General features: G+C 62.5%; 27 protein-coding genes. 13 read left to right on the top strand and 14 right to left on the bottom strand.

Annotated features, from left to right (window positions below; all coding sequences use genetic code 11):
• Positions 1–2 precede the first annotated feature (2 nt).
• From soxZ to Q1A07_RS20735, 9 genes are all read left to right on the top strand, one after another.
• Entirely contained in the window at positions 3–332 is a 330-nt protein-coding gene (gene soxZ / locus Q1A07_RS20775) for a thiosulfate oxidation carrier complex protein SoxZ (protein WP_299784246.1), read from the top strand.
• Between the two features lie 25 nt (positions 333–357).
• Positions 358–1,203: a sulfur oxidation c-type cytochrome SoxA gene (gene soxA / locus Q1A07_RS20770; RefSeq protein WP_299784244.1), complete on the top strand. Its 846-nt coding sequence runs from the start codon at positions 358–360 to the stop codon at positions 1,201–1,203.
• A 66-nt stretch (positions 1,204–1,269) separates the two neighbouring features.
• The gene (gene soxB / locus Q1A07_RS20765) at positions 1,270–2,967 is read left to right on the top strand and encodes a thiosulfohydrolase SoxB (RefSeq protein WP_299784221.1); all 1,698 of its coding nucleotides are present in this window, start codon (positions 1,270–1,272) and stop codon (positions 2,965–2,967) included.
• 24 nt (positions 2,968–2,991) lie between these two features.
• Positions 2,992–4,260 carry a sulfite dehydrogenase gene (gene soxC, locus Q1A07_RS20760; protein ID WP_299784219.1) on the top strand — a complete coding sequence of 423 codons (1,269 nt, stop codon included), beginning with the start codon at positions 2,992–2,994 and terminating at the stop codon, positions 4,258–4,260.
• A complete protein-coding gene (locus Q1A07_RS20755; RefSeq protein ID WP_299784217.1) occupies positions 4,244–5,245 on the top strand; it encodes a c-type cytochrome in 1,002 nt (333 codons plus the stop codon). Before soxC ends, Q1A07_RS20755 begins: the two co-directional genes overlap by 17 nt.
• On the top strand, positions 5,245–5,949 hold the full coding sequence (locus tag Q1A07_RS20750) for a c-type cytochrome (RefSeq protein WP_299784215.1): 705 nt from the start codon (positions 5,245–5,247) through the stop codon (positions 5,947–5,949). Before Q1A07_RS20755 ends, Q1A07_RS20750 begins: the two co-directional genes overlap by 1 nt.
• A gap of 28 nt (positions 5,950–5,977) precedes the next feature.
• A complete protein-coding gene (locus tag Q1A07_RS20745) occupies positions 5,978–7,246 on the top strand; it encodes an NAD(P)/FAD-dependent oxidoreductase (protein ID WP_299784213.1) in 1,269 nt (422 codons plus the stop codon).
• 81 nt (positions 7,247–7,327) lie between these two features.
• Positions 7,328–7,759, top strand: a complete 432-nt coding sequence (locus Q1A07_RS20740) for a DUF302 domain-containing protein (protein WP_299784211.1) — start codon at positions 7,328–7,330, stop codon at positions 7,757–7,759.
• Between the two features lie 84 nt (positions 7,760–7,843).
• A complete protein-coding gene (locus Q1A07_RS20735; RefSeq protein WP_299784209.1) occupies positions 7,844–8,905 on the top strand; it encodes a YeeE/YedE family protein in 1,062 nt (353 codons plus the stop codon).
• Positions 8,906–8,922: 17 nt separating this feature from the next.
• On the opposite strand, the gene Q1A07_RS20730 is transcribed toward Q1A07_RS20735, so the two are convergent.
• The 12 genes from Q1A07_RS20730 to Q1A07_RS20675 form a co-directional block, all read right to left on the bottom strand.
• Positions 8,923–9,861 carry an MBL fold metallo-hydrolase gene (locus tag Q1A07_RS20730; protein WP_299784207.1) on the bottom strand — a complete coding sequence of 313 codons (939 nt, stop codon included), beginning with the start codon at positions 9,859–9,861 and terminating at the stop codon, positions 8,923–8,925.
• Positions 9,861–10,775, bottom strand: a complete 915-nt coding sequence (locus Q1A07_RS20725; RefSeq protein WP_299784205.1) for an MBL fold metallo-hydrolase — start codon at positions 10,773–10,775, stop codon at positions 9,861–9,863. Before Q1A07_RS20725 ends, Q1A07_RS20730 begins: the two co-directional genes overlap by 1 nt.
• 137 nt (positions 10,776–10,912) lie before the next feature.
• Positions 10,913–11,854 carry a 3-keto-5-aminohexanoate cleavage protein gene (locus tag Q1A07_RS20720; RefSeq protein WP_299784203.1) on the bottom strand — a complete coding sequence of 314 codons (942 nt, stop codon included), beginning with the start codon at positions 11,852–11,854 and terminating at the stop codon, positions 10,913–10,915.
• Positions 11,855–11,857: 3 nt separating this feature from the next.
• The gene (locus tag Q1A07_RS20715) at positions 11,858–12,886 is read right to left on the bottom strand and encodes a branched-chain amino acid ABC transporter permease (RefSeq protein WP_299784201.1); all 1,029 of its coding nucleotides are present in this window, start codon (positions 12,884–12,886) and stop codon (positions 11,858–11,860) included.
• Positions 12,883–13,746, bottom strand: a complete 864-nt coding sequence (locus Q1A07_RS20710) for a branched-chain amino acid ABC transporter permease (RefSeq protein ID WP_299784199.1) — start codon at positions 13,744–13,746, stop codon at positions 12,883–12,885. Before Q1A07_RS20710 ends, Q1A07_RS20715 begins: the two co-directional genes overlap by 4 nt.
• Before the next feature lies 1 nt (position 13,747).
• Positions 13,748–14,455: an ABC transporter ATP-binding protein gene (locus tag Q1A07_RS20705; protein ID WP_299784197.1), complete on the bottom strand. Its 708-nt coding sequence runs from the start codon at positions 14,453–14,455 to the stop codon at positions 13,748–13,750.
• Positions 14,448–15,176: an ABC transporter ATP-binding protein gene (locus Q1A07_RS20700; RefSeq protein ID WP_299784195.1), complete on the bottom strand. Its 729-nt coding sequence runs from the start codon at positions 15,174–15,176 to the stop codon at positions 14,448–14,450. Before Q1A07_RS20700 ends, Q1A07_RS20705 begins: the two co-directional genes overlap by 8 nt.
• Before the next feature lie 38 nt (positions 15,177–15,214).
• Entirely contained in the window at positions 15,215–16,495 is a 1,281-nt protein-coding gene (locus Q1A07_RS20695) for an ABC transporter substrate-binding protein (RefSeq protein ID WP_299784193.1), read from the bottom strand.
• A 43-nt stretch (positions 16,496–16,538) separates the two neighbouring features.
• The gene (locus Q1A07_RS20690; RefSeq protein ID WP_299784192.1) at positions 16,539–17,465 is read right to left on the bottom strand and encodes a 3-hydroxyacyl-CoA dehydrogenase NAD-binding domain-containing protein; all 927 of its coding nucleotides are present in this window, start codon (positions 17,463–17,465) and stop codon (positions 16,539–16,541) included.
• A 3-nt stretch (positions 17,466–17,468) separates the two neighbouring features.
• Entirely contained in the window at positions 17,469–18,254 is a 786-nt protein-coding gene (locus tag Q1A07_RS20685; protein ID WP_299784190.1) for an SDR family oxidoreductase, read from the bottom strand.
• A 4-nt stretch (positions 18,255–18,258) separates the two neighbouring features.
• A complete protein-coding gene (locus Q1A07_RS20680; protein ID WP_299784188.1) occupies positions 18,259–18,612 on the bottom strand; it encodes a cupin domain-containing protein in 354 nt (117 codons plus the stop codon).
• On the bottom strand, positions 18,612–19,448 hold the full coding sequence (locus Q1A07_RS20675) for a cyclase family protein (protein ID WP_299784186.1): 837 nt from the start codon (positions 19,446–19,448) through the stop codon (positions 18,612–18,614). The genes Q1A07_RS20680 and Q1A07_RS20675 overlap by 1 nt, the downstream gene beginning before the upstream one ends.
• A 218-nt stretch (positions 19,449–19,666) precedes the next feature.
• On the opposite strand from Q1A07_RS20675, the gene Q1A07_RS20670 reads away from it, so the two are divergent.
• On the top strand, positions 19,667–20,437 hold the full coding sequence (locus Q1A07_RS20670; RefSeq protein WP_299784184.1) for an IclR family transcriptional regulator: 771 nt from the start codon (positions 19,667–19,669) through the stop codon (positions 20,435–20,437).
• 365 nt (positions 20,438–20,802) lie between these two features.
• On the opposite strand, the gene Q1A07_RS20665 is transcribed toward Q1A07_RS20670, so the two are convergent.
• Together Q1A07_RS20665 and Q1A07_RS20660 are read right to left on the bottom strand one after the other, a co-directional pair.
• A complete protein-coding gene (locus Q1A07_RS20665; RefSeq protein WP_299784182.1) occupies positions 20,803–20,985 on the bottom strand; it encodes a hypothetical protein in 183 nt (60 codons plus the stop codon).
• A gap of 152 nt (positions 20,986–21,137) precedes the next feature.
• Positions 21,138–21,728: a cyclic nucleotide-binding domain-containing protein gene (locus Q1A07_RS20660; protein ID WP_299784179.1), complete on the bottom strand. Its 591-nt coding sequence runs from the start codon at positions 21,726–21,728 to the stop codon at positions 21,138–21,140.
• Between the two features lie 53 nt (positions 21,729–21,781).
• Between Q1A07_RS20660 and Q1A07_RS20655 the strand changes: the two genes are divergently transcribed.
• From Q1A07_RS20655 to Q1A07_RS20645, 3 genes are read left to right on the top strand one after another with little or no spacing between them, the layout of a single operon-like run.
• On the top strand, positions 21,782–22,294 hold the full coding sequence (locus tag Q1A07_RS20655; protein WP_299784177.1) for a hypothetical protein: 513 nt from the start codon (positions 21,782–21,784) through the stop codon (positions 22,292–22,294).
• Between the two features lie 58 nt (positions 22,295–22,352).
• Positions 22,353–23,060 (top strand): ABC transporter ATP-binding protein, encoded by a 708-nt coding sequence (locus tag Q1A07_RS20650; protein ID WP_299784175.1) that lies wholly within the window; start codon positions 22,353–22,355, stop codon positions 23,058–23,060.
• Positions 23,061–23,066: 6 nt separating this feature from the next.
• A complete protein-coding gene (locus Q1A07_RS20645; protein WP_299784173.1) occupies positions 23,067–25,430 on the top strand; it encodes an ABC transporter permease in 2,364 nt (787 codons plus the stop codon).
• The last annotated feature ends 3 nt before the right edge of the window (positions 25,431–25,433 follow it).

The raw sequence follows: 25,433 nt of genomic DNA, 5'->3' as shown, positions 1-25,433 counted from the left end.
ACATGGCAAAAGGTGTAAAACCCCGCGTTAAAGTGCCCAAGACGGCGGCGGCTGGCGAGACCATCACGATCAAGACGCTGATCAGCCACAAGATGGAATCCGGCCAGCGCAAGGATGATGACGGCAACGTCATTCCACGCTCGATCATCAACCGCTTTACCTGCGATTTCAACGGCGAGAACGTCATTGACGTGGTGCTGGAACCGGCGATTTCCACGAACCCCTATCTGGAGTTCGAGGCGGTTGTGCCGGAGGCGGGCGAGTTCGTCTTTACCTGGTATGACGACGACGGCTCTGTCTATGACACGAGCAAGAAGATCGCCGTCGAATAATCCGTTTGTCTGGGGAGGGACAACTATGAAGAAGCTGACTGGCGCAGTGCTGGCGGGTGCCTTGGCCGCCACGCCGCTGATGGCGGAGCCTGTGGAGGACACGCTGATCCTCAACGAGGATATCACGCTGGTGACCCGCACCGCCGCCCCCGATCATCTGTCGGATGTGATGGACGAGGTGATTTCGGGCTGGCATTTCCGCGGTACCGAAACGCGGGCCATGCAGGCGGATGATTTCGACAACCCCGGCATGATCTTTGTAGAACAGGCGGAGGAGGTCTGGAACACGGTCGATGGGTCGGAGGGCAAATCCTGTGCGAGTTGTCACGAGGGATCCGAGAGCATGGCCGGTGTGCGCCCGGTCTATCCCAAGTACAACGAGGCGGCGGGCGAGGTGCGCACGCTGGAGATGCAGATCAACGACTGCCGGGAAAACCGGATGGGCGCGGAGAAGTGGAAATACACCGGCGGCGACATGGTCAATATGACCGCGCTGATTTCGTCGGTGTCGCGTGGCATGCCGGTGAACGTGGCGATTGACGGTCCGGCGCAGTCGACCTGGGAGGCGGGCAAGGAGCTTTACTACACCCGGACCGGTCAGCTGGAGCTGGCCTGCGCCAATTGCCATGAGGACAATTACGGCAACATGATCCGCGCCGACCATCTCAGCCAGGGGCAGATCAACGGCTTTCCGGTTTACCGCTTGAAGAACACCAAGCTGAACGCGGCGCATGCGCGGTTCAAGGGGTGCATCCGCGATACGCGGGCGGAGACCTATTCGCCCGGCAGCCCGGAGTTCATCGCGCTGGAGCTTTATGTCGCCTCGCGCGGCAACGGGCTGAGCGTCGAGGGCCCGTCGATCCGAAACTGAGCCTTGAATGCCCCGCGCGGTGCCCGTGCGGGGTTTTCTCCTTCAAATACATTCAGGAATACGCATATGATATCCCGCCGCGATTTTCTCCAGACCAGCATGGCCGCGAGTGCCCTTCTCGGCGCGTCGGGGTTCGGGCAATGGGGGCGGCTGGCCGCACAGCAGGCGCTGACGCAGGATCAGCTGCTGCAGTTCGAAACCTTCGGGAATGTCTCGCTGATCCATGTCACGGATATTCACGCGCAGCTGAAACCGATCTATTTCCGCGAGCCGTCGATCAACATCGGTGTGGGGGATAACAAGGGCGCGGTGCCCCATGTGACCGGGGCAGAGTTCCGCAAGATGTACGGGATCGCGGATGGATCGCCGTCGCATTACGCGCTGTCCTCGGGGGATTTCGAGGCGCTGGCGCGCGGTTATGGCCGGGTTGGCGGGCTGGACCGGGTGGCCACGGTGATCAACCAGATCCGTGCGGACCGCCCCGATGCCTTGCTGCTGGATGGCGGCGACACCTGGCACGGCAGCTACACCTGTTACCACACGCAAGGGCAGGACATGGTGGACGTGATGAACGCGCTGAAGCCCGATGCGATGACCTTCCACTGGGAATTCACGCTGGGCTCTGACCGGGTGAATGAGATCGTCGAGGGGCTGCCATTCGCCGCGCTGGGGCAGAATATATTCGACGCGGAATGGGATGAACCGGCCGAGCTTTTCCCGCCCTACAAGTTCTTTGAGCGGGGCGGTGTCAAGGTCGCGGTGATCGGGCAGGCGTTTCCCTATATGCCCATCGCCAACCCCGGCTGGATGTTCCCGGAATACGCCTTTGGCATCCGGGACGAGAACATGCAGGAGATGGTCGATCAGGTGCGCAGTGAAGGCGCGGAACTGGTCGTGGTGCTGAGCCATAACGGCTTTGACGTGGACAAGAAGATGGCCGGGATCGTCAGCGGTATCGATGTGATCCTGTCGGGCCACACCCATGACGCGCTGCCGGAACCGGTGCTGGTGGGGGAGACGGTGATCGTGGCCTCCGGGTCGAACGGCAAATTCGTCAGCCGCGTTGATCTCGATGTGCGCGACGGGCGCATGATGGGCTTCCGGCACAAGCTGATCCCGATCTTCTCTGATGTCATCACGCCCGACCCGGAGGTGGCCGCCGTGATCGACGGGGTGCGCACGCCGTATCTGGATGCGCTGACGGAGGTGATCGGCAAGACCGACAGCCTGCTCTACCGAAGGGGCAATTTCAACGGCACCTGGGACGATCTGATCTGTGACGCGCTGCTGTCGGAGCGGGAGGCGGATATCGCGCTCAGCCCCGGCGTGCGCTGGGGGCCGTCGATCCTGCCGGGGCAGGATATCACCCGCGAGGACATCTGGAACGTCACCTCGATGAGCTATGGGGCGGCTTACCGGACTGAAATGACCGGCGAATTCCTGCATGTGGTGCTGGAGGATGTGGCCGACAACCTCTTTAACCCCGATCCCTATTACCAGCAGGGCGGGGACATGGTGCGCACCGGGGGTCTGGGCTACCGCATCGATATCACCCAACCGCAGGGCAGCCGCATCACCGAGATGACGCTGCTGAAGACCGGCGAGAAAATCGACCCTGCCAAGACCTATCAGGTCGCGGGCTGGGCCTCTGTCAACGAAGGCACAGAGGGGCCGCAAATCTGGGACGTGGTCGAAAGCCATATCGCCAAACAGGGCACCGTGACGGTGTCCCCGAATACCAGCGTCAACGTCGTTGGCGCCTGATCGAAACAAACATGGAGTGAAACCATGACGCAGAAGACGTCGCGCAGGACGTTTCTTAAAAAGGGCCTCGCCGCAGGGGCTGCTGCCACGGTGGCCAGCAGTGCCCGTGCCGCCACGCCCGATCCGCTGATCACCGAAGTCCAGCCCTGGGCCAGCGGGCTGGGCGACGGGGTCGATGCCACGCCCTACGGGTTGCCGATCGAGTTTGAGGACGATGTGATCCGGCGCAACGTGGAATGGCTGACCGCTGACACGATCAGTTCGATCAATTTCACGCCGATCCATGCGCTTGACGGGACGATCACACCGCAGGGCTGCGCCTTTGAACGCCACCACTCCGGCGCGATTGAGCTCAGCAAGCAGGACTACCGGCTGATGATCAACGGGCTGGTGGACCGCCCGCTGGTGTTTTCCTACGCCGATCTGGAGCGGTTCCCGCGCGAAAACCATGTCTATTTCTGCGAATGCGCCGCCAATACCGGCATGGAATGGGCAGGCGCGCAGCTGAATGGCGCGCAGTTCACCCATGGCATGATCCACAATATGGAATACACCGGCGTGCCGCTGCGCACGATCCTCGCCGAAGCGGGGCTGGAGGCAGCGGGCGACCTGGCGGACAAATGGGTCTATGTCGAAGGCGCGGATGCGTCCTCGAACGGCCGGTCGATCCCGATGGAAAAGGCGCTGGATGACGTGCTGGTGGCCTTCAAGGCCAATGGCGAGGCGCTGCGCAAGGAACATGGATACCCTGTGCGGCTCGTGGTGCCGGGTTGGGAAGGCAACATGTGGGTCAAATGGCTGCGCCGCGTCGAGGTCATGGACGGCCCGGTGGAAAGCCGTGAAGAGACCAGCAAATACACGGACACGCTGGAGGATGGCACCTCGCGCAAATGGACCTGGGCGATGGATGCGAAATCCGTCGTTACATCACCGAGCCCGCAGGCGCCGATCACCCATGGCAAGGGGCCGCTGGTGATCACCGGGCTGGCCTGGTCGGGGCGCGGGGCGATCACCCGCGTCGATGTCTCCAAGGATGGCGGCAAGTCGTGGGAGACTGCGCGGCTGGCCAAACCGGGAGAGAAAATGGCGCTGACGCGGTTCTATCTCGATATCGACTGGGACGGCGAGGAGATGTTCCTGCAAAGCCGCGCCATTGATGAGACCGGCTATGTGCAGCCCACCAAGGCGCAGTTGCGGGAGGTGCGGGGGCTGAATTCGATCTATCACAACAACTGTATCCAGACCTGGTGGGTGCGCCCGAACGGGGAGGCGGAAAATGTCGAAGTTTCTTAAAGGCGCGGTGGCCTTGACCTTGCTGGGCACCCCGGTTTTTGCCGAAGGGTTCGGTCTCGGCCGGGAGGCGCTGCCTGCCGAAATCGCGGCCTGGGATCTGGACGTGTCCCCCGATGGCACCGGCCTGCCTGCAGGGTCCGGCGATGTGCTGACGGGCGAGGAGGTCTTTGCCGATAAATGCGCCTCCTGCCATGGTGATTTTGCCGAAGGTGTGGGCAACTGGCCCAAGCTGGCCGGTGGCTGGGACACGCTGGCCGATGAGGACCCGCTGAAGACCGTGGGCAGCTATTGGCCGTACCTCTCGACCACATGGGACTATGTGAACCGGTCGATGCCCTTTGGCGATGCGCAGTCGCTGGAGGCGGATGAGGTCTATGCGATCGTGGCCTATATCCTCTATTCCAACGATCTGGTGGAGGATGATTTCGTGCTGTCGGATGAGACATTTGCCGATTTCGAGATGCCAAATCAGGATGGGTTCATCGTGGATGACCGGGTCGAGACCGAGCATGCCCAATGGGTCGGTGAGCCCTGCATGGAGAACTGCAAGGAGGACGTGCAGGTGACCATGCGGGCCATGGTGCTGGATGTGACGCCGGAGGTGGAAACCGCGGCGCCCGAGGAGGAAGCGGCGGTGGCACCGGCAGCTGCCCCTGCGGTGGATCCGGAGCTGATCGCGGCGGGCGAGAAGGTGTTCCGGAAGTGCAAGGCCTGCCACCAGATCGGTGAAGGGGCCAAGAACCGTTCCGGCCCCGTGCTGACCGGGATCGTGGGGCAGGCGGCGGGCCAGGTCGAAGGGTTCAAGTATTCCAAGCCGCTGATGGCCATGGCCGAGGACGGTCTGGTCTGGGACGCGGAGAACCTGCAGGCGTTTCTGGCCAAACCCAAGGCCTTCATGAAGGGCACCAAGATGAGTTTTGCGGGGCTGAAGAAAGAGGCGGATCTGGCCGCGATCACCGCCTATCTGGCCAGCATCCCCGAGTGATGCTGCGGGCCGTGTTTCTCCCTGCTGTCCTGGCCGCGATCTCCGTGGCCGGGGCGGTGTGGGCGGAGGGTTTCGGCGATGCGAAGGCCGGGGCCAGGGTCTTTACCAAGTGCAAAGGCTGCCACGAGATCGGGCAGGGCGCGCGGGACCGGATCGGCCCGCATCTGAACGGGATTTTCGGGCGCAGGGCGGCGGCGCATGAGGGCTACGCCTATTCGAAGTCCATGGCGCGGGCCGGGAATGACGGGTTGATCTGGACGGCAGAGACGCTTGGCGCCTACGTCGAAAACCCCCGCGCACTGGTGTCGAAGACGCGCATGAGCTTTCGCGGGCTGAAGGATGCGCAGGACCGCGCGGATTTACTGGCGTTCCTGCGGGATTACTCTGACAACCCCGCCGATGTGCCCGAGGCCGAACCCACGGCGCGGGCGACGGATCACGACGTGGACCCGGCCATTCTGGCCCTGAAGGGGGATGCGGAATACGGCGAATACCTGTCGAGCGAATGCCTGACCTGCCACCAGCAGGACGGCAGCGCCGAGGGCATCCCGTCGATCACCCGCTGGCCGACCGAGGATTTCGTGGTCGCGATGCATGCCTACAAGCGCAAGCTGCGCCCGCATCCGGTGATGCAGATGATGGCCGGACGCCTGAATGACGAGGAGATTGCGGCGCTGGCCGCCTATTTCAAGGACCTCGAGTAATGGGGTCGTTTTCTGGGAGGGAAATCACATGACACTGAACAGACGTATTTTTCTGGGCACGGGCGCTGCGGCGGCAGCGACGTTAGGCGCCCCGGCGGTTCTGGCGGATGGGCACGGCAAACCGCGCGTTGTCGTCATCGGCGGCGGTGCCGGGGGGGCGACGGCGGCGCGCTATATCGCCAAGGACAGCAAGGGCGGCGTTGATGTGACGCTGATCGAGCCGTCGCGGACCTATTTCACCTGTTTTTTCTCCAACCTCTATCTGGGTGGGTTCAAGGAGATCGACGATCTGGGCCACACCTATGGCACGCTGGCGGCCAAATACGGGATCAACGTGGTGCACGACTGGGCCGTCGATGTGGACCGCGATGCCAAGACGGTGAGCCTCGCCGGGGGCGCGCAGCTGCCCTATGACAAGCTGATCCTCAGCCCCGGCATCGATTTTGTCGAGGGCGCGGTGGATGGCTGGTCGCTGGCCGCGCAGAACGCCATGCCGCATGCCTATAAGGGCGGCTCGCAGACCGAATTGCTCAAGGCGCAGGTGGCTGCGATGCCCGAGGGCGGCACATTTGCGATGGTGGCGCCGCCAAATCCGTTCCGCTGCCCGCCGGGCCCCTACGAGCGGATTTCGATGGTGGCCCATACGCTGAAGGCGACCAATCCGACGGCCAAGATCATCGTGGCGGACCCGAAGGAGAAATTCTCCAAGATGTCGCTGTTCCAGGAGGGCTGGGCCAATCACTACGAAGGCATGATCGACTGGATCGGTGCCGATTTCGGCGGCGGCGCGGTGTCGGTGGACCCGGCGGCAATGACCGTGAGCATCGACGGCGAGGAAACCAAGGTGGATGTCTGCAACGTCATCCCGGCGATGAAGGCGGGCCGCATTGCGGAAATGGCGGGCGTGACCGAGGGCAACTGGGCGCCGGTCAACGCCGCCGACATGAGCAGCAAGGCCGATCCGGATGTCCATGTGCTGGGCGATGCGAGCCAGCAGGGCGACATGCCGAAATCCGGCTTCTCGGCGAATTCGCAGGCCAAGGTCTGCGCCAATGCGGTGCGCGGCGCGCTGACCGGATCAAAGGTCTTCCCGGCCAAGTTCTCCAACACCTGCTGGTCGCTGATCGACACCAATGACGGCGTCAAGGTGGGTGCGACCTATGAGGCAACGGAAGAGAAGATCGCCAAGGTCGATGGGTTCATCTCCGCCACCGGGGAGAGCAGCGATCTGCGCCGCGCCACCTACGAGGAATCCGAAGGCTGGTACGCCGGGATCACCGCCGACATGTTTGGTTGACAGATAGGCCGGGCTGACCTGGATCAAGGGCGGGCCCGGCCGGACGTGTTTGAGTGAGGCCACCATCTGGAAGGAGAGACTATGAGACGTTTCATGCTTGCCGCGACGGTTGCCCTGATCGCGGGATCGGGTCAGGCGGCGGATCAGGCGGTCACCTATGCCTTTGACGGCAGTTTCGAGGATGCGGCCTTTGCCGTGGAAAGCGCCATTGTCGGGCGTGGGCTGGTCATCGATTATGTCAGCCACACCGGCGAGATGCTGAACCGGACCGGCGCGGATGTGGGCAGCACCAAGGCGCTGTTCAATGAGGCGGACATTTTCCTTTTCTGCTCGGCGCAGGTGTCGCGGGCCGTGATGGAGGCGGATCCGATGAACATCGCCCATTGCCCCTATGGCATTTTTGTCGCGGATCAGGCGGGCGCGGTGATGATCGGCTATCGCACCTACCCGCAGGGCGAGATGCAGCAGGTGCAGGCGCTTCTGGACGAGATCGTGCAGGAGGCGCTGGAATAGCCGGAGGGTGCTGCCTGCTTGACCCACATCAAGGTGCGCCGCGCCCCGCTTCGGTAGGCCCGTTCTGACGGGAAAGGTCTGGCGATGGTGGAAACCCTGATTGACCGGTTCGGAGATGGGGCCGTGCTGATGATGGCGGGGGCCGTGGTTGGCATGCTCTTTGGCGTCGCGGCGCAGCATTCACGGTTTTGCCTGCGCGCGGCAACGGTCGAGCTGTCCGAGGGGCAGGTCGGGCCGCGCCTGTCGATCTGGTTCCTGGCGTTTTCTGCTGCCGTTCTCTGTGTGCAGGGGGCGATTTCTTTGAGGTTCCTCGATGTCTCCGAGGCGCGCCAGCTGGCCGCCACCGGCAGCCTCTCCGGGGCAGTGATCGGCGGGCTGCTCTTTGGGGCGGGTATGATCCTTGCGCGCGGCTGCGCCAGCCGTCTGCTGGTGCTCTCAGCCACGGGTAATCTGCGCGCGATCCTGACGGGTCTGGTGCTGACGCTGGTGGCGCAGGCTGCGCTGCGCGGGGTTCTGGCCCCCCTGCGCGAAGGTCTTGCCGGGCTGTGGCTGATCGACGGCGGTGCCGCGCGCAGCCTGCTTGCGCAGCTGGGGCTGAGTTCCTCTGCGGCGGCCATATGTGCCGCGATTGCGCTGATCCTCGCGACCTTTCTGGCGGTGGCCAGCCGCCTGCCGGTGACCCGCATGATCGCTGCTGGCTGTGTCGGCGTGGCGGTCGGTCTGGGGTGGATCTTCACCTACACAATTGCCCAGACCTCTTTCGAGGTGGTTGCGGTGTCTTCCATCACCTTCACCGGGCCCTCGACCGACACGCTGATGGGGCTGGTCAATGCGACCCGCTTGCCGCTGAGCTTTGGGGTCGGGCTGGTGCCGGGCGTGTTCACCGGGGCCGCCCTGATGGCTCTGGCCTCGGGGGAGGCGCGGATCGAGCGGTTCGGCCCCGACACCCCGATGGAGCGCTATCTGATCGGGGCGGTGCTGATGGGCTTCGGCAGCATGCTGGCGGGTGGCTGTGCCGTGGGGGCGGGCCTGTCCGGCGGGTCGATCTTTGCGGTTACGGCCTGGGTGGCGCTGCTTTTCATGTGGGTGGGGGCGATGCTGACCCACCGGCTGTTGCATCTGCGCGCGGTGGCGACACCCGCCTGACACGGGCGGGACAGGGCCTATTCAAACTCCATCTGCTCAAAGACCCGGCCCGCGTTCTTGGTTGCCAGCTCCTCGAAGGTATCGAGATGGGCATAGGGGGATTGATCGACGTAATAGGCTTCGGCCAGCGCGCCGCCCGCGTCGATATGAGCACCGATCTGGGTGCGCAGATATTCCAGATAGCCCTTGGTGTAGCGGCGCACCTGATCCATGTTGGTCGGATGGCCGTGGCCGGGGATGACATAAGTGGCCTCCAGCGCCTCGAAGGCATTGTCCCATGTGTCCAGCCAGTCGGCGGTATATGTGTGCTCGAAAATCGGCAGCATGCGTTCGTGAAAGGCCATGTCGCCTGAGATCACAAGGCTCTGGTCCGGCAGCCAGACCACGATATCGCCCGGGGAATGGGCGGGCCCGAGGTAGCGCGCCTCGATCCGGAACGCGCCCATCTCGACGGCATATGTATCCTCGAAGGTTTCTGTCGGGCCTTGCAGGGTGGTGCCCTTGGCCCGGTCGCGGTTGTAGCGTTTCATGCCCTCAAGGATGCTGCCGCCGTAATCTGCAACCTCCGTGGCGGCATCGACATGGGCGACGATGGGCACGCCCTGTTCCGCCCAATAACTGTTGCCGAGCATGGCGTGGCCCTGACCGTTTTCGTTGAAGACCAGTTTCACCGGCTGGTCGGTGATCGCCTTGATTTCATCGTGCAGGGCGGCGGCGAGCCCATAGGCGGCCCCGGCGTTGATGACCACGACACCATCGCCGGTCACGATGAAGCTGAGGTTGTTGTTGTGGCCCGCGTTTTCATAGGTCGGCGGGGCGGTGGCGCCGATGGCGGAGAAGACGCCGGGGATCACCTCCACCGGTTTGTCATAGAGCAGCGAGGCGGGGTATTTATCCGCGATGTCCTCGCTGGCATAGGCGGATGTGGCAAGCAGGAAGGGCAGGGTCCAGCGCATTATGCGTCCTCCGGAAGAAAGCGATAGGTCGCGCCGTCGCGGGTGACGCGCCCGAGGCCGCCGTGGGGCAGGTGAAAGCCCATCAGCGGGATGTCATCGGTTGCCAGGTGATCCAGCAGCCGCAAGCGGGTCGCGGCCCCCAGATCCGGGTCCTGATCGGCCCCGCTGGGCCAGTCGGGGCGGGCAAAGGCCACGTGGTGGTTGCCGATGGCGTCCCCACCGACCATGACCGCCTGCGCGCCGTCGCGGATTTCAAACGACATGTGACCGGGGGTGTGGCCGGGCGTGCCATGGGCGAGGACGCCGGGCAGGATTTCATCACCGCTGTTGAACAGGCTGATCTGATCCTCGACCGCCTGCAGCCTGCGCGCCGCGCCCACGGCAAAGGAGGCGCGGGCCTCGCCGATGGTGGTGAGCGTGTCGGGGTCGGTCCAATAAGCCCATTCCGCCGCTCCGATCATCAGCTCCGCCTGCGGAAAGACCGGATCGTCGAAGTCGTCGAGGATGCCCCAGAGGTGATCGGGGTGGGCGTGGGTAAAGACGACATGGGTGATGTCTTCGGGGGCGACGCCCTGTGCGGCGAGACTGTCAAGGAGGGCCCCGGCGCTTGGCATGAACCCCGCGCCTGCGCCCGCGTCGAAGAGGATGATTTTGTCGTCCTGACGCAGCAGTGTCAGGTTGCAGGGGGGTTCCAGTTGGTCGGCGGAGACACCGTTTTTGGAGAGGATCTCCTGCAGCGGTTCCTGGGGCAGACCGTCAAAGAACATTGATCCCGGCAGCACCAGATGGCCGTCGCTGACGCTGGTGATCTCAAAAGACCCCAACTGCAGCGTCTGGGCGACGGTGTAGAGAGGTGTGGCGCAGGCCGCGCAGCCGCCGAGACCTGCAAGGACCTGCCTTCTGTCCAGTTTCATACCGCCCTCCCAGACAAATTCTATTTCATGAATATGACATGGGAAAGACGGGGAACACAAGCCTTGCGTTGGCTGTCAGCTTGGTGGGAGTGCCACCGTTTCGACGGGGTGCTGAACACCCCTAGAACGATCCGGGATCAGAACGCCACGCGGTCGCCGCCCTTGAGGTCCAGTATCGCGCGCGCCTCGTCCGGGGTTGCGACCTCGCAGCCCAGATCCTCGACGATGCGGCGTATTTTCGCAACCTGTTGCGCGTTGCTGTCCGCCAGCGTGCCGCGCGAGATAAAGAGGCTGTCCTCCAGCCCGACGCGCACGTGGCCGCCCATCTGGCTGGCGGTTGTGCCCAGCGTCATCTGCGCCCCGCCCGCGCCCAGCACGGACCAGCGATAATCCTCGCCAAAAAGCCGGTCTGCCGTGCGTTTCATGAACACCAGATTGTCGACCTCCGCACCGATCCCGCCCAGGATGCCAAAGATGAACTGGATAAAGACGGGCGCCTTGAAAAGCCCGATATCCATGCAGAATTTCAGATTGTAGAGATGCCCCACGTCGTAGCATTCATGCTCGAATTTCACGTCATGGGGGCTGAGCGTTTCTGCGGCCTCGCGAATGTCGCGGAAGGTGTTGCGAAAGATGTTGCCGTCCGAGTTGGCGACATAGTCCTTTTCCCAGTCGAATTTCCAGTCGTCATCGCCATAGCGCCCGGCAAGCGGATGGAAGGAGAAGTTCATCGATCCCATGTTCATCGAGCACATCTCAGGGGAAAACGTCTTGGCCGGGGTGATCCGGTCCTGAATGGACAGGGTCAGCGAGCCGCCGGTCGAGATGTTCACAACCGCATCGGTTGCCTGTTTGATGCGCGGCAGAAAAGGGGCGAAGTCATCCACATCCACTGAGGGCGCCCCGGTCTGGTTGTCGCGCGCGTGCAGGTGCAGGATGGAGGCGCCGGCATCTGCAGCGGCCAGCGCCTGTGCTGCAATATCGTCGTAGGTATAGGGCAGGGCGTCGGACATGGTGGGCGTGTGGATCGCCCCAGTCACGGCGCAGGTGATGATGGTTTTCTGTTTCGCCTTGGCCATGGGTCAGCCTTTCGTGGATGGGGAGGAGGGTTTGACGCGGAAACGGAGCGGGAAGAGTTCGATGTCGAACCGGCTGCGGATCAGGCCCCAGAGGCCGGTGGGGGCCTTCAGCATGATCACGATGGCCACGGTGCCGAGCACGATGAGGTAGATGGTTCCGAGGTCCGCAAGGGTTTCGCGCAAGAGAAAGAAGATCAGCGTGCCGATGATCGGTCCTTCGATGGTGCCGATACCGCCGATCACCACGATGAAGATCACGAAGGCCGTCCAGTCGTTGACCGAAAAGGCGGCGTCCGGCGAGATGCGCAGTTTCTGCAGGAAGATCAGCGCGCCGATCATGGCGGTCAGCGCGGCGGTCACCACGTAGACGATGAATTTCGTGCGCCAGATGTCGATGCCAAGCGAGCCTGCGGCCAGTTCATTGTCGCGAATGGCGGTCAGGGCCAGCCCGTTGCGCGACCGCAGGAAGAGGTAGACGGCGGCGATCACGAGCACGGCCGAGCCCAGGGCGAGCCAATAGCTCAGGTGTTCGCGGCCCGACCGCGAGGCGGCCAGGGATCTGACGATGCCCACCGGCAGCGATGATCCGGACCCGCCCCCCAGTGCGGAGACCTGGGCAAAGGACAGTCGGAACACCTCGGCGATGACCCATGTGCCGATGGCGAAATAGGCGCCGCGCAGCCGGAAGATCAAAAGCGCGACCGGCACGGCGATGAGCGCGCCCAGGGCGCCCGCAAGCGCAATCGCGCCCAGCGGGTGCAGGCCGCCAAAGATCGTCAGCGCAAAGAGCATGTAGCCGCCAAATCCGACATAGGCCTGCTGGCCGACCGAGACGAGGCCCGCGTATCCGGCCATCAGGTTCCACAGGCTGGCGAGGGCGAGGTAGAGAAACAGCTCGCCCATCAGGCGCATGTCCGCGCGTCCGGCCCACCAAGGGGCGGCGATCAGGACGATCAGGATCAGCGCGCCCAGCAGGGCCGCGACCCGTGCGGCGGGCGATGTGCGGGTGACGTGGTAATCTGAGAGGTTCATCCGTCGATCCTCGGGAACAGGCCGTTGGGGCGCAGGGCGAGGATGATCAGAAAGGCGAGGTGACCGGCCAGAAGCTGCCAGCCCGGGTCGATCTTGGCCCCGATGGTCTGGGCCACGCCGAGGATCACGCCGCCCGCAAGCGTGCCCCAGAGGTTGCCGAGCCCGCCGATGATGACCGCCTCGAAGCCGAAGATCAGCCGCCCGCCGCCGATGGAGGGGTCGAAACTGGTGCGGATGCCCAGCATGATCCCGGCGATGGCCGTCACCCCCAGCGCCAGTGCCATGGCGAGGCCAAAGATATGGCGGCGGTTCAACCCCATGAGCTGGGCGATCTCGGGGTTGTCGGAGGTGGCCCTGAAGGCGCGGCCAAGGGCGGTGCGGTAGAAAATCCATTGCAGCGTTGCGATCACCGCAATGGCGGTGCCGAAGGTCAAAAGCGGCAGCAGCCCCACCGACAGCCCTCCGGCAGAGACACTGGCCGTCTCCAGCGCCCCGGCGTTCATCTTTTGCGGGTCGGCGGAGTAGGTTTCCAGCAGCGTGTTCTGGATAATCACCGACAGCCCGAAGGTGACAAGCAGCGGCGGCAGGATGTCTTTGCCCAGCGTCTGATTGAGGATACCGCGCTGCAGCACATAGCCGAACCCGGCCATGACCGGCACCACGAGGATCAGCGCCAGCAGGGGATGCAGGCCCAGAACGGTGGTGACCGAGAGGCCCAGATAGGCCCCCAGCACGATCAGGTCGCCATGGGCGATATTGACCAGGCGCATGACCCCGAAGATCAGCGACAGACCGGCGGCAAAGAGCGCGTAGAGACCGCCCAGCAAGGTGCCCTGCACCACGACATTGACCCATTCCATGTTACGCGACCCCGAAATAGGCGCGCGAGATCTCCTCGCGGGCGACGGTTGCAGAGGCGCCTTCGAGCGAGACGCGCCCCTCCTGCAGGCAGTAGAAACGCGAGGAGACGGCCAGCGCCTTGGTGATGTCCTGCTCCACGATCAGCGCGCTCATGCCCTCGCCGATGATGCCGGGCAGGGCGGCGTAGATGTCCTTGATGATGATCGGGGCCAGCCCGAGGCTGATTTCGTCAAAGAGGATCAGGTTCGGGTTGGCCATGAGCGCGCGTCCGATGGCCACCATCTGCTGCTGGCCGCCCGAGAGCGACGTGGATTGCTGGTGACGACGCTCCTGCAGGATGGGAAAGAGCGTGTAGATAGCGGGCAGGGACCACGGGCCCTTGCGGCCGATCTGGCCGCCGATGATCAGGTTTTCCTCCACCGAGAGCGATGGGAAGAGCTGCCGCCCTTCCGGCACCAGCGCGATGCCCCGGGCGGCCACTTCATCCGCCCGCAGCGCCCCGATGTTCTCCCCGCGGTAGCGCACCATCTCCGCCCTGTTGCGCGTCAGGCTGGAGATGGACCGCATCAGGGTGGTCTTGCCCGCGCCATTGGCCCCGATGATGGCGAGGACTTCGCCTTGCGCGACCTGCAGGTCGACGCCGTAGAGCGCCTGAAAATCACCGTAGAAAGCGTCCAGACCGCAGAGGGACAGAAGGGGGTCAGGCATCGGCTTCGATCCCCAGGTAAATCTCCTGCACTTCGGGGCTTTCCATGATGGCCCTGGGCGCGCCTTCCGCGATCTTCCGGCCGAAATCGATCACGATCAGCCTGTCGACAACCGCCAGCAGCGCATGCACCACATGCTCGATCCAGATGATCGTCACGCCGCGCGCATGGATGTCGCGGATCGTCTGGATGAGCGCGCCGCACTCTGCGTCCGTCAGACCCCCCGCGATCTCGTCCAGCATCAGAAGTTTCGGCCTTGCACAAAGCGCGCGGGTCAATTCCAGCCGCTTGCGACCCAGGAGCGTCAGGCCGCCCGCGAGTGTGTTCGCGCGGTCCAGCAGCTCGGTCTGATCGAGTACCTCAAGGCAAAACTGCTCCGCCGTTCGCCCGTGCATTCCGCCCGCCTGCGTGGCGGCGATCATGGCGTTTTCAAACACCGTCATGCCCGAGAAGGGCTGCGGCACCTGAAAACTGCGCGCCATTCCCGCGCGACAGCGTTTGGCGGCGCTGCTTCTGGTCACGTCCTGCCCGTCAAAGAGGATCCGGCCCGAGGTAGGCGACAGGGTGCCGGTGATCAGGTTGAACATCGAGGTCTTTCCGGCGCCGTTCGGACCGATCACGCCAAGGGCCTCGCCCGACGGCACGTCGAAACTAAGCGCATCCGCGACGGTGACCGCGCCGAACGCCTTCGAGACCTGATCGAGTTGGAGAAAGGCTGCCATGATCCCTCGTGTTCTGCGTGCGCGCGGCGGTCTGATCGTCAGGCCAGAAGTTTCAGATCCCCGGTGACCGGGATGTCGGGTGCCGCCGCATTGGCCACGATTTTCAGATCAAGCGCATCGCCGTCGCGTTGCCATTGCCCGGCGACCAGCGGCGTCTTGGTGACATTGTTGATCGGTCCGTCTGCCCAGTTCACGGTGCCGGTGATCGTGTCCAGGTTGGTGGCGGCAATGGCGGCGACGATGGCCGCGGGGTCTTCCAGGTCCTCGGCCCGTTTGATCACATCAGCGACCACCTCAAAGAGCGCGTGTTTGAACCCGATGGGCTGGGTCCAGGGGCGCCCGGAGGCGGCGGTGTAGCCATCCGCGAGGTCCTTGGAACTGTCGCCGGTGAGCGACGAGGTGAAGGGGTGGTTCGGCGACCACCAGACCTCCGACGTCAGCCCGTCGCCACGGGCCCCAAGCGCGTCGATGACGGAGGGAAAGAGCAGCGCTTTGCCGATGGTCACGACCTTGGGTGCGAACCCCTGCTGCGCGGATTGCGCCCAGAAGGTCGCGAAATCGGGCGGGATCATATTGCCGGTCACGATCTCGCAGCCGGCGGCTTTGAACGCCGCGATCTGGTTGCTGAAGTCATCGGACAGCGGCTGGAAGCGTCCGGGGTCCACCAGATCATACCCCGCGGCAGCCAGCGGTTTCGGCAGGCCAAGTTCGGCATCCCCCCAGGCATTCCCATCCGCGTCGTTGGGAAAGAGCCCGCCCACGGTTTTGGTCACGCCGCTCTTGTCCCACATGTCGAGAAACGCGCCGATCACATCCTCCAGGCCCCAGAAGAAGTGGTAGGTGTTTTCAAATCCTTCGCCCGGCACGCCGTTGCGTCCGAAGAAATAGGGCTGCCACGGGCAGTCGGTGGTGATGCAGGGCACCTCGTTGATTTCCGCCTGATCCGACACCGGGTTGACCGTGTCGGGCGTTGAGGCGGCCACGATCAGGTCGACCTCGTCGCCGAGGATCAGATCAGCGGCCACTTCGGCGGCGCGGTTGGGGTTTGACTGGCTGTCCTTGGAAATGATCTCGACACCGTAGGCCTTGCCGTTGTTTTCCAGACCGGCGGCGAAGGCCTGATTGATGGCGCCCAGCACGTAGTCATCGGCTTCCGCAAAGCCCGCCAGGGGGCCGGTGCGGGGGCTGACGTGGCCCACCCTGATGACCGGATTGGCGGCATAGGCGCGGGTGCTGGTCAGAATGGCGGGGGCGGCAAGTGTCAGCGCACTGCCTGCCAGGAATCGCCGACGCGACCATGGTGTGATCTTGGTTGTCATATCTTCCTCCCTTATCCGGCAGTCTAACCGGTTTATCGTGGCGTCAGTCGAGAAGAATTCCCTCCAGACGCGTCAGGTGCCGGGCCACGCGCTGGCGCAGGGCTGCGGCGTCCTCCTCCGTCCAATCGCGAAACCCTTGTCCGGATTTCATGCCAAGCCGCCCCTCCGCGACGAGCCTGGCAAGATAGGGTGAGGGGGCTGTCCGGCTCTCCAGATCGCAGAGCACGTTTTCATGGATATCCAACGTCAGGTCGGTGCCGACGAGGTCCGCATTCTCCAGCGGACCCAGAACGGCGAGCCTGCGCCCAAAGCTGGACTTGATGACGGTATCAACGGCCTCCGCGTCACAGATGCCATTTTCCACAAGGCTGATCGCCTCGCGCCAGAGCGCGTGCTGCAGCCTGTTGCCGATGAACCCCGGCACGTCTTTTTGTACCCGTACCGGCGTTTTTCCGGCGTCTTCCAGCAGGGCCATCATGTCGTTGGCAACGGCATCCTCTGTCCATTCGGTGCAGACAACCTCCACCAGCGGGATCATGTGGGGCGGGTTCCACCAATGGGTGCCAAGCGCACGGGATTTCAGGCGCAGCCCGCCCATGATCCCGGTGATCGGCATGACCGAGGTGTTGGATGCCAGAATGCAATTGTCCGGGGCGTGGTCCTCGACCTCGGCAAAGATCTGTTGCTTGAGCGCCAGTTTTTCGGGCGCGGCCTCGAACACGACGTCGGCGTCCCGGACGGCGGCAGCAATGGAGTTCGACACCTCGATTTTCTTGAGGATTTTCGCGATACGTTCCTCTGGCTCCCCCAGCGTGCGCAGGCTGTCGGAGATCCGGTGCGAGACGCTCTCCCGGGCCTCTGCAACCGGATCGGTGATACAGACATACTGCCCCGCGCGGGCCAGCGTCAGGGCGATCCCGTGGCCCATGAGCCCCGCACCAACCACAGCAATCTGACGGTTTTTCCTCATGGATCAGCCCGCCGTATAGCCGCCGTCGGCATAAAGAATATGCCCGGTGTAGAAATCAGACGCCTTTGACGCGAGAAACAGCAAAGGCCCGGCGAGATCCTCCGGTTCGCCCAGGCGGCCCTTGGGCACGCGCGCCAGAAAGCCGTCCCGCACCGCCGTGGCCTCGGGCGTGTCTTCGAACATCCACGCGGTGAGAGGCGAGCGGAACACCGTGGGCGCAATTGCGTTCACCGTGATCCCGGTGGGACCGAGCTCGCAGCCAAGTGCCTTGGTCATGCCGTCCACCGCCGCCTTTGACGCGCAATAGGCGGTGTAGCCTGCCGGGTGGCCCAGAAGACCACGGGCGGAGGAGACAAAGACGATCTTGCCGCCCGTGCCCTGCGCCTTCATCCGACGGGTCGCGGCCCGCGCAATCAGCCAGGATTGCGTGACATTGGCGTCCATGACGTTGTCGAACGTCTCAGGTGCCATGTCGTCGATCTTGGCCACCTTGTTCATGCCCGAGGCGACCACGAGAATGTCGAGCTGGCCGAAGGTTTGAACCGTTTCGGTCACCATGTCGGTGCAAGCGGCCTCGCTGTCCGGACGCGCGTTGATCTGGTGAACGGGGCCTGCGCATGTCGCCGCAACCTCGGTCATCGCAGCGGCATTGCCCGCCGCCAGCACCAGTTTACAGCCCGCGCCGGAGAGACATTGTGCAGCGACCGCGCCGAAAGCGCCGGAGGCCCCGGTGATCAGCGCCACCTTGCCCTTCACGTCGAACATCGAAAAGGCATTGTCGAACGCCATGGGTCTACTCCGGCCTTGTGCCATCGGGATAGGGGATCACGACCAGCATTTTGCAGATATGGTTGGATTTGTTCTCGATGCGCCGCCGTTCATCCGGGGGGATGGTGCAGCTGTCCATCGCGGTCAGAACCGTCTCTGTGCCATCGACCTCCACGGTCATCTCCCCTTCGAGAACGACATAGACCTTTTCAAAGGGTGTGCTGTCCGGGCCCGCGCCACCGCCGGGCAGGAATTGCGAAAACCCGATCCATTGATTTTCCGGCCCGCCGTCTTCGAACCCCTGCAGCCGCAAGCCTGCGACCCCCCAATGGTTGGGGGCCTCATAGGGCTGTGCCTCTGAGAAGCGTTTGAGATGCATCAGAAGGCCTCTCCGGCTTCGATGCGGTACGCCTGCGCCGTGTCGGTGATCGCAACCAGGCGGATGATGCAGCCGTCGCCGCGATCCCAGTTCCAGGGGAAAAAGGCAAAGGTCACCCGTTTGCCGGTCACTGCATCGAGATCGCCACCGACGTTTTCGATGCCCAGAATACCGTTGGAGAACAGCGTATTGTGGACAGGTTCCCATTCCGGGAAGTCATCTTTCCAGTCGTTGCCGCCGGACCATTCCTTATACTCTGCCTCCAGATGGGGCAGGATCGGGCCGTTGCGCTGTGGGCCGATTGCGGTGGCCAGCGGATGGTCGTTGGCCTGGGTATCATGGCCGACCACCTTCACGCCTTTTTCCACCATCCAGTCGGCGGCGGATTGCACCAGACCGGGGCAGTAGGCAAAGTAATCGCCGTCTTCGTACTGTTTGTGCCAGCCGGTGTTGATGATCAGCACATCGCCCTTGCGGATCGCGTGCCCGCAGGCCTGCTCCAGATCGTCGCCGGTGATCGATTCCCATTTCTTCTTGGGGATCGACACCACGATACCGGTGCCAAAGAAATGCGGCAGCGGCACCTCGTCGATAAAGGGCGTGCCCTGCACCACATGCGCCGGCGCATCGATATGGGTGGTCACATGCATCGTGGTCGTGATGGTCTGGCTCAGCACACCCGACTTTGCCATGTAGTGTTTCCGCTCGATGGCGACGTCTTTGAAGTAGGGCCAGTTCGGGCATTGATAGCCGAACCGGTGGCTGAGGTTCACGAAGTTCAGCCCCATGTCGTTGTCGTCATTTGCCTGAAACTCAATACCGCGGATTTCCACCATGGAGTCACGTCCTCTGTTCACTGCCAGGGCAGTGTTGGTTGGTTTTCGAATGTTCGGTTGGGCCTCCCAGCCTCAGTGCATATTTTGATACACATGCATCGCATAGCGGTCAATAATTAATTGCAATACGGTATTTCTGTATCGTATCGTGGGTTATTCTCTTGACACTGGACGCAACAAACGAGAGAGCTAGGCTGTGAAAAATCCCCGGAGATCCCATGAAAACTGAAGAATTTGACAGCGGTAGGAGTGGCATCCAGGTGATTTCCCGCGCCGCGACCGTGTTGCGCAGCCTCAAGGAACACCCGGAAGGCCTGAGCCTGGGCCAGATTGCGTCTGAGGTTGGTTTGCCGCGCTCGACGGTCCAGCGAATCGTCGGGGCGCTCCAGACGGAGCGTCTGCTGATTTCAAATGCATCGGGCGGCGGCGTCAGACTGGGCCCGGAGCTTGGCGCGCTGGCAGAGGCGGCGCGCTACAATACGGCGGAGCAATGCAGATCGCTGCTGAGTGATCTGACGCAGGCGACGGGCGAGACCTCTGATCTTTCGGTTCTGCGCGGGGACAAGATGATTTTCATCGATCAGGTGCCGGGCACGCATCGGCTGCGCACGGTGTCGTCGGTTGGCGAAGTTTTCCCGATCACCACAACGGCCAACGGTCGGGCCTGTCTTGCCAGGCTTCCGCGGGACATTGCCCTTGAACGCGCGAAATCCGAGGCCCGCCGTGGCGGTGTTGATCTCGATCTCAAAGAGTTTGGTGCGATGCTGGATGAGATCGCGGAAACCGGTCTTGCCTATGACAATGACGAGCATTCTGACGGTATTTCCGCTGTCGGCTTTGCCTTTGAAGACTTGGCGGGAGACCTGCACGCAATTTCGGTGCCGGTTCCGACAACGCGTTTCCTGCGCCAAAAACCCGAGATTGAAGCCGCCGTCCTGCGCGCGGCGCGCGCCGTTGAGAAAGTCATGCAGAGTAATCGTCAAAGGTAGCGATGCAACCGTGATCCGCGGTCACCGTGTGCTGTCAGCATGGCTTTCCGTTCATGACTCTCGGCCTGCAGCGCTGACCATCTTTCGCCTGCATTGCAATGGCCTGTATCTTGATTTTCGCGCTGAATGGAAGCTTTGCAGCCTCTTAGACTGTCCGCATTTTGGTCAATCCGGCGGATTGCATGCGGAAAATGCCAAGGGGCGCTAGGGGGTGGGTTGGCGGCATACTGTCAGATCTTTTCCAAGTCACCGAATTCAGAGGGGTGAACCTGTGTGCCGCATCCATTTCACCATGCGGCCTTATAACATGATTTATGTTAAAATATACGTCACCTTGTTTTTGGCACGTTGGCAAAGCCGCGTCGTTAAACCGGGAAATTGCCCTCATCAAACGGGTCGTCTTCCGGTTCTTCTGTCGGCGTCGGAGCGGGTGCCGGATCGACAGGCTGCGGGTTTTCAGGAGATATCGGGCTGGGTTGCGGGTCGGTCGGCATTGGCGCTTCGGCGGGCGGCTTTTCCGGTGGCTTTTGCGCGTTTGGGGGAACCATGATGCGTCCTTCGGTGTCGATTTTGCTCTGTATATCTGAGGTTCCGTTGTGCTGACTTGATTGGGATCAAGTCTGCCGGAACTCGTTTGGAGGCAGCCTGCAAAAGATCCGCGTTCCGTTCGGCGGCGCAGTCGGCCAATCGCAAGGTGACCCTAGTGGGCTAACCCTATTGAGTGGTGCGATACCCTTTGGGTCAATCGTATCTCGGATACGATGGGAAGACCGTGTTGTTGAGCAGGCACGGATGTGTCGGTTTTGGTGAGCAGATCGACTATCTGCACGGCGTATGCGTTGAAAACGAAGGCGCGGAATTGCTGTGACAGGGTCATCAGCATGTCGAAATCCTGTTGCCGAACGAGCATTGCCTCCACGTCGGTTTCGGCCACAGCTCTTGTGGAACAGTTTTTCAAGGCAATCAGGCATGCTTTTTTCTCAGCCTGCCCGCCCCCCGAACAGACACTATATCGGGTGCGTCGCCGCCCCTCCAAATCACGCTGTTCTACTTCAAGGGTGCCGGACAACAGCAGGCACATCGTGTCGATATGCGCGTTCGGGTCGAGAAGAAATGTGCCCTGAGGCGCATTTATGATGTGTGCCCTTTGCGTGAGCAAACTGAACACCCTGTCGGAAAGGAATGGGAGCTTTTCCAGGCCTGTGCGGCGTGATGTTTTCAACTGCATGGTCATCATCCGTTTTCGGATGTTGATATGCCAGTTTCGCCGCCGCTTTTTGACATTTATCAACAGCCTGCATGCGTGTTCTGCGACGATTTTGCAAACTTCATCGGAGAGTCCCAATGAAAATCTATCACCCGAAAACAGGCATTGTGTATTACTCGCGCACCGGACATTCGCGGCGCATTGCTCTCAAGCTGTCCAGTCTCGTGAATGGCAGCCTGATCGAGCTCAAGGCACCAGCTTATACCACCGGTTTTCTCAGCTATCTGCGCGCCGGTTTTGACAGTGTGCGACAGCAATGCGTGCTGGGTCCGCAGTCTTTCATGTCGCTGACGGAATATGACCGCCTTATCCTCTGCGGGCCGGTCTGGACCTCTTATCCTGCCGTCCCGTTGCGGGCTTTGCTGCGCTCTGATGTGGATTTGCCCTATACGGTTGCGATGTTTCTGACCAGCGGGGCGCATTCACCGCCGCACAAGGCGTTTACGGCGGGTGAGGCCGATCTGACGCACAGCTTCGCGGCGACAGCATGCGTTTCCAATGCGGATGAAGGCAGCGATGAAGAGGCCCATGTCATCAAGCGGTTCCTGAGAGATCTCGAGGATGCGCGCGCGTCTTCTTACGGGACTTGATATCCGTCAAATCATGCCCGTCGCTGCCCTGTATCACCCGGGGGAGCAGGAGAAACCCGTGGCAGACATCATCTTCAAAACGCAAGGCGTCACCAAGGTTTATGACACTGGTGAGCTCAAGGTCTACGCGCTCGATGGCGTCGATCTTGAGCTTTTCAAGGGCGAGTTGACGGTACTGCTCGGCCCCTCTGGCAGTGGGAAATCGACGCTGCTCAACATCCTCGGCGGGTTGGATCATGCAACGGACGGGCGGGTCTGGTTCGATGATCTGGAACTGACGGATATGTCCGACCGGGGCCTCACACGGTACCGCCGTGACCATGTCGGGTTCGTCTTCCAGTTCTACAATCTGGTGCCCAGCCTGACGGCCCGCGAAAACGTGCAGCTGGTGACGGATGTGGCCCCGCACCCGATGCCCGCCGAAGAGGCGCTGGAGCTTGTGGGTCTGGGCAAGCGCATGGATCACTTTCCATCTGAGATGTCTGGCGGCGAACAGCAGCGGGTTGCCATTGCGCGGGCCATTGCGAAACGCCCGCAGATCCTGCTCTGTGATGAGCCGACGGGCGCGCTCGACAGTACCACCGGCGTGCAGGTGCTGGAAGTGTTGCGCGACATCAACGAGAGGTTCGGCACCACCACGGTTGTGATCACGCATAACGCCGAAATCCAGCGCATGGCGCACCGTGTGATCTTTTTCCAGGACGGCAAGATCAGTGAGACTCGGATCAATGCCGAACGGCTCGCCCCGTCCGAGATTGTGTGGTGATCTGTGATGCAGGCGATTGACAGAAAGCTGCTGCGCGATTTCAGAAGGCTCTGGATGCAGGCGATTGCCATCGCGCTGGTGCTGGCCTGCGGAGTGGCGATCCTGCTGACCTCGGTGGGGATGTATTCGGCGCTGTCGGAAACCCGGACCGCCTATTACGAGCGTAACCGGTTTGCGGATGTCTTTGTGCACACGACCCGGGCCCCTGAATCGCTCCTGCCCGAGATTGCCCGGATCGACGGGGTTCTGAATGTCGAAGCCCGGATTTCCGGCGATGCGATCCTCGATATTCCGGGGCGGGTGAAAACGGCCGTGGGCCGGGTGCTGTCCTACCCTGAAGACAGGGAGCCGGTTTTGAACGTGCCCCTGCTGGTACAGGGCCGGTTTCCCAATCCGATGGTGACGGATGAGATTGTGGTCAACGCGCCTTTTGCGGCGGCCAACGGGTTTGAGCCGGGGGGCAGTTTCAGCGCCAATCTGCGCGGGCAAAAGCGTGAGTTGACGATTGTGGGCACGGTGCTGTCACCGGAATTCGTTTATACCATCGGGCCCGGTGCCCTGATGCCGGACAACACATCCTTCGGGATCATCTGGATGTCGGAGCGGGCGGCTGCGGCGGCCTTTGACATGACGGGCGCGTTCAATGACGTGGCGATTGCGGTGGCGGCGGGCCTGCCCACGGCCCCTGTCATCGATGCGGTGGATGACCTGCTGGAGCCCTACGGCGGGTTCGGGGCGTACGACCGGACCACGCAGCAATCGGATGCCTTTCTGGATGCCGAGATCAGCCAGCTCAAGGGTATGGCCGCGATCCTGCCGCCGATCTTCTTTGGCATCGCGGGGTTTCTGGTCAGCATGGTGCTGAGCCGGATCATCGCATTGGAACGCAGTGAGATCGGGCTGTTGAAGGCCATCGGATATTCCAACACGGAGGTTTGCCTGCACTATCTCATGCTGGCCGGGTTGATCGCGCTGGCGGGGGTCTTGCTGGGGTGGGTCGCCGGGACCGTGCTGGCCCGCAGCATGGCGAACCAATACGCGCAGTTTTTCAACTTTCCCTTCGTGATCTTTCGCGTGTCTTATTGGGTCTACGCCGCAGCGGGGCTGGCCGGGCTGGCGACCACCAGCCTGGGGGCCGCGCATAGTGCGCTGCAGGCGGCGCGGCTGGCCCCGGCCATTGCGATGCAACCCCCTGCCCCGCCCCGGTTCAAACGATCATTCATTGATGAGATGATGGCCCGCCTGCGCTTGACACAGCCGACGATCATGATCCTGCGCAGCCTTCTGCGCTGGCCTTTGCGCAGCTTTCTGACCTCCTTAGGGCTGGCGCTGGCCGTTGCCTCGGTCATTGCGTCGCTCTTTATCAATGACGCGTTGGATGAAATCGTCGACCTCGCCTTTTTTCAGACCAACCGTCAGGACGCGATGTTGATCTTTTCTGACGACGTTCTTGAGACGGCGCTGGAAGACGTGCGCAACCTGCCTGGCGTGCTTCAGGCCGAAAGCCAGCAGTTTCACACAGCGATCCTGCACAAGGGGCACCTGTCGAAACGCGTGGCGGTCGAGGCGCGGCGTCCGGATACGGACCTCAGCCGCGTCATGGATGCGTCGGGGCGTCTGATGACCGCGCCGCGGGGGGGTATTCTGCTGTCCCAGCGTTTGGCCGACCAGTTGGATGTGCAGGCCGGGGACACGATTGAGGCAGAGTTTCTCAGCGGCAGGCGTGAAACCTTTGATCTGGTGGTGACCGGGCTGGTTGAACAGCATTTCGGGCTGGGCGCCTATATGGATCTGGCGTTCCTGAACACCCTGTTCCGGCAGGCCCCGCAGCTGACCACGGCCAATGTGACGCTGGATGAACACCAGACAGCGGCATTGCACAAGGCGATCAAGGAATTGCCCGAACTGTCGGGCCTGATCGAGATGACCGAGAACCGGCAGTCGTTTCAGGACACCATCGACCAGAATGTGACCGTGATGAACACCATCTACATCGTGATTGCCGTGCTCATCACCGTCGGCGTGACCTATAACGCCGCGCGCATTCAGCTGTCGGAACGCGCACGCGAGCTGGCCAGTCTGCGTATCCTCGGCTTCGACCGGGGCGAGGTGTCCTACATCCTCGTGGGGGAAATGATGCTGATCGCCCTGATCGCCCAGCCCTTTGGCTGGCTGATCGGGGCATGGATTGCGCGCACGATGACCAATGCTTTCACCAGCGATGTCTACGCCATTCCGCTGGTCTTGCAGCCCGCGACATTCGCCAGCGCCAGTCTGGTTGTTCTAACTGCCGCCTTGGTGTCGGTGATGATCGTTCGACGGCGACTGGATCGTTTGGATCTGGTTGCCGTCATGAAGACAAGGGAATGAAAT

The sequence above is a fragment of the uncultured Roseobacter sp. genome (assembly GCF_947492555.1).
Classification (GTDB): domain Bacteria; phylum Pseudomonadota; class Alphaproteobacteria; order Rhodobacterales; family Rhodobacteraceae; genus Roseobacter.
Note: the sequence above shows the minus strand (reverse complement) of the source record. Positions and strands in the feature narration are given on the sequence as shown.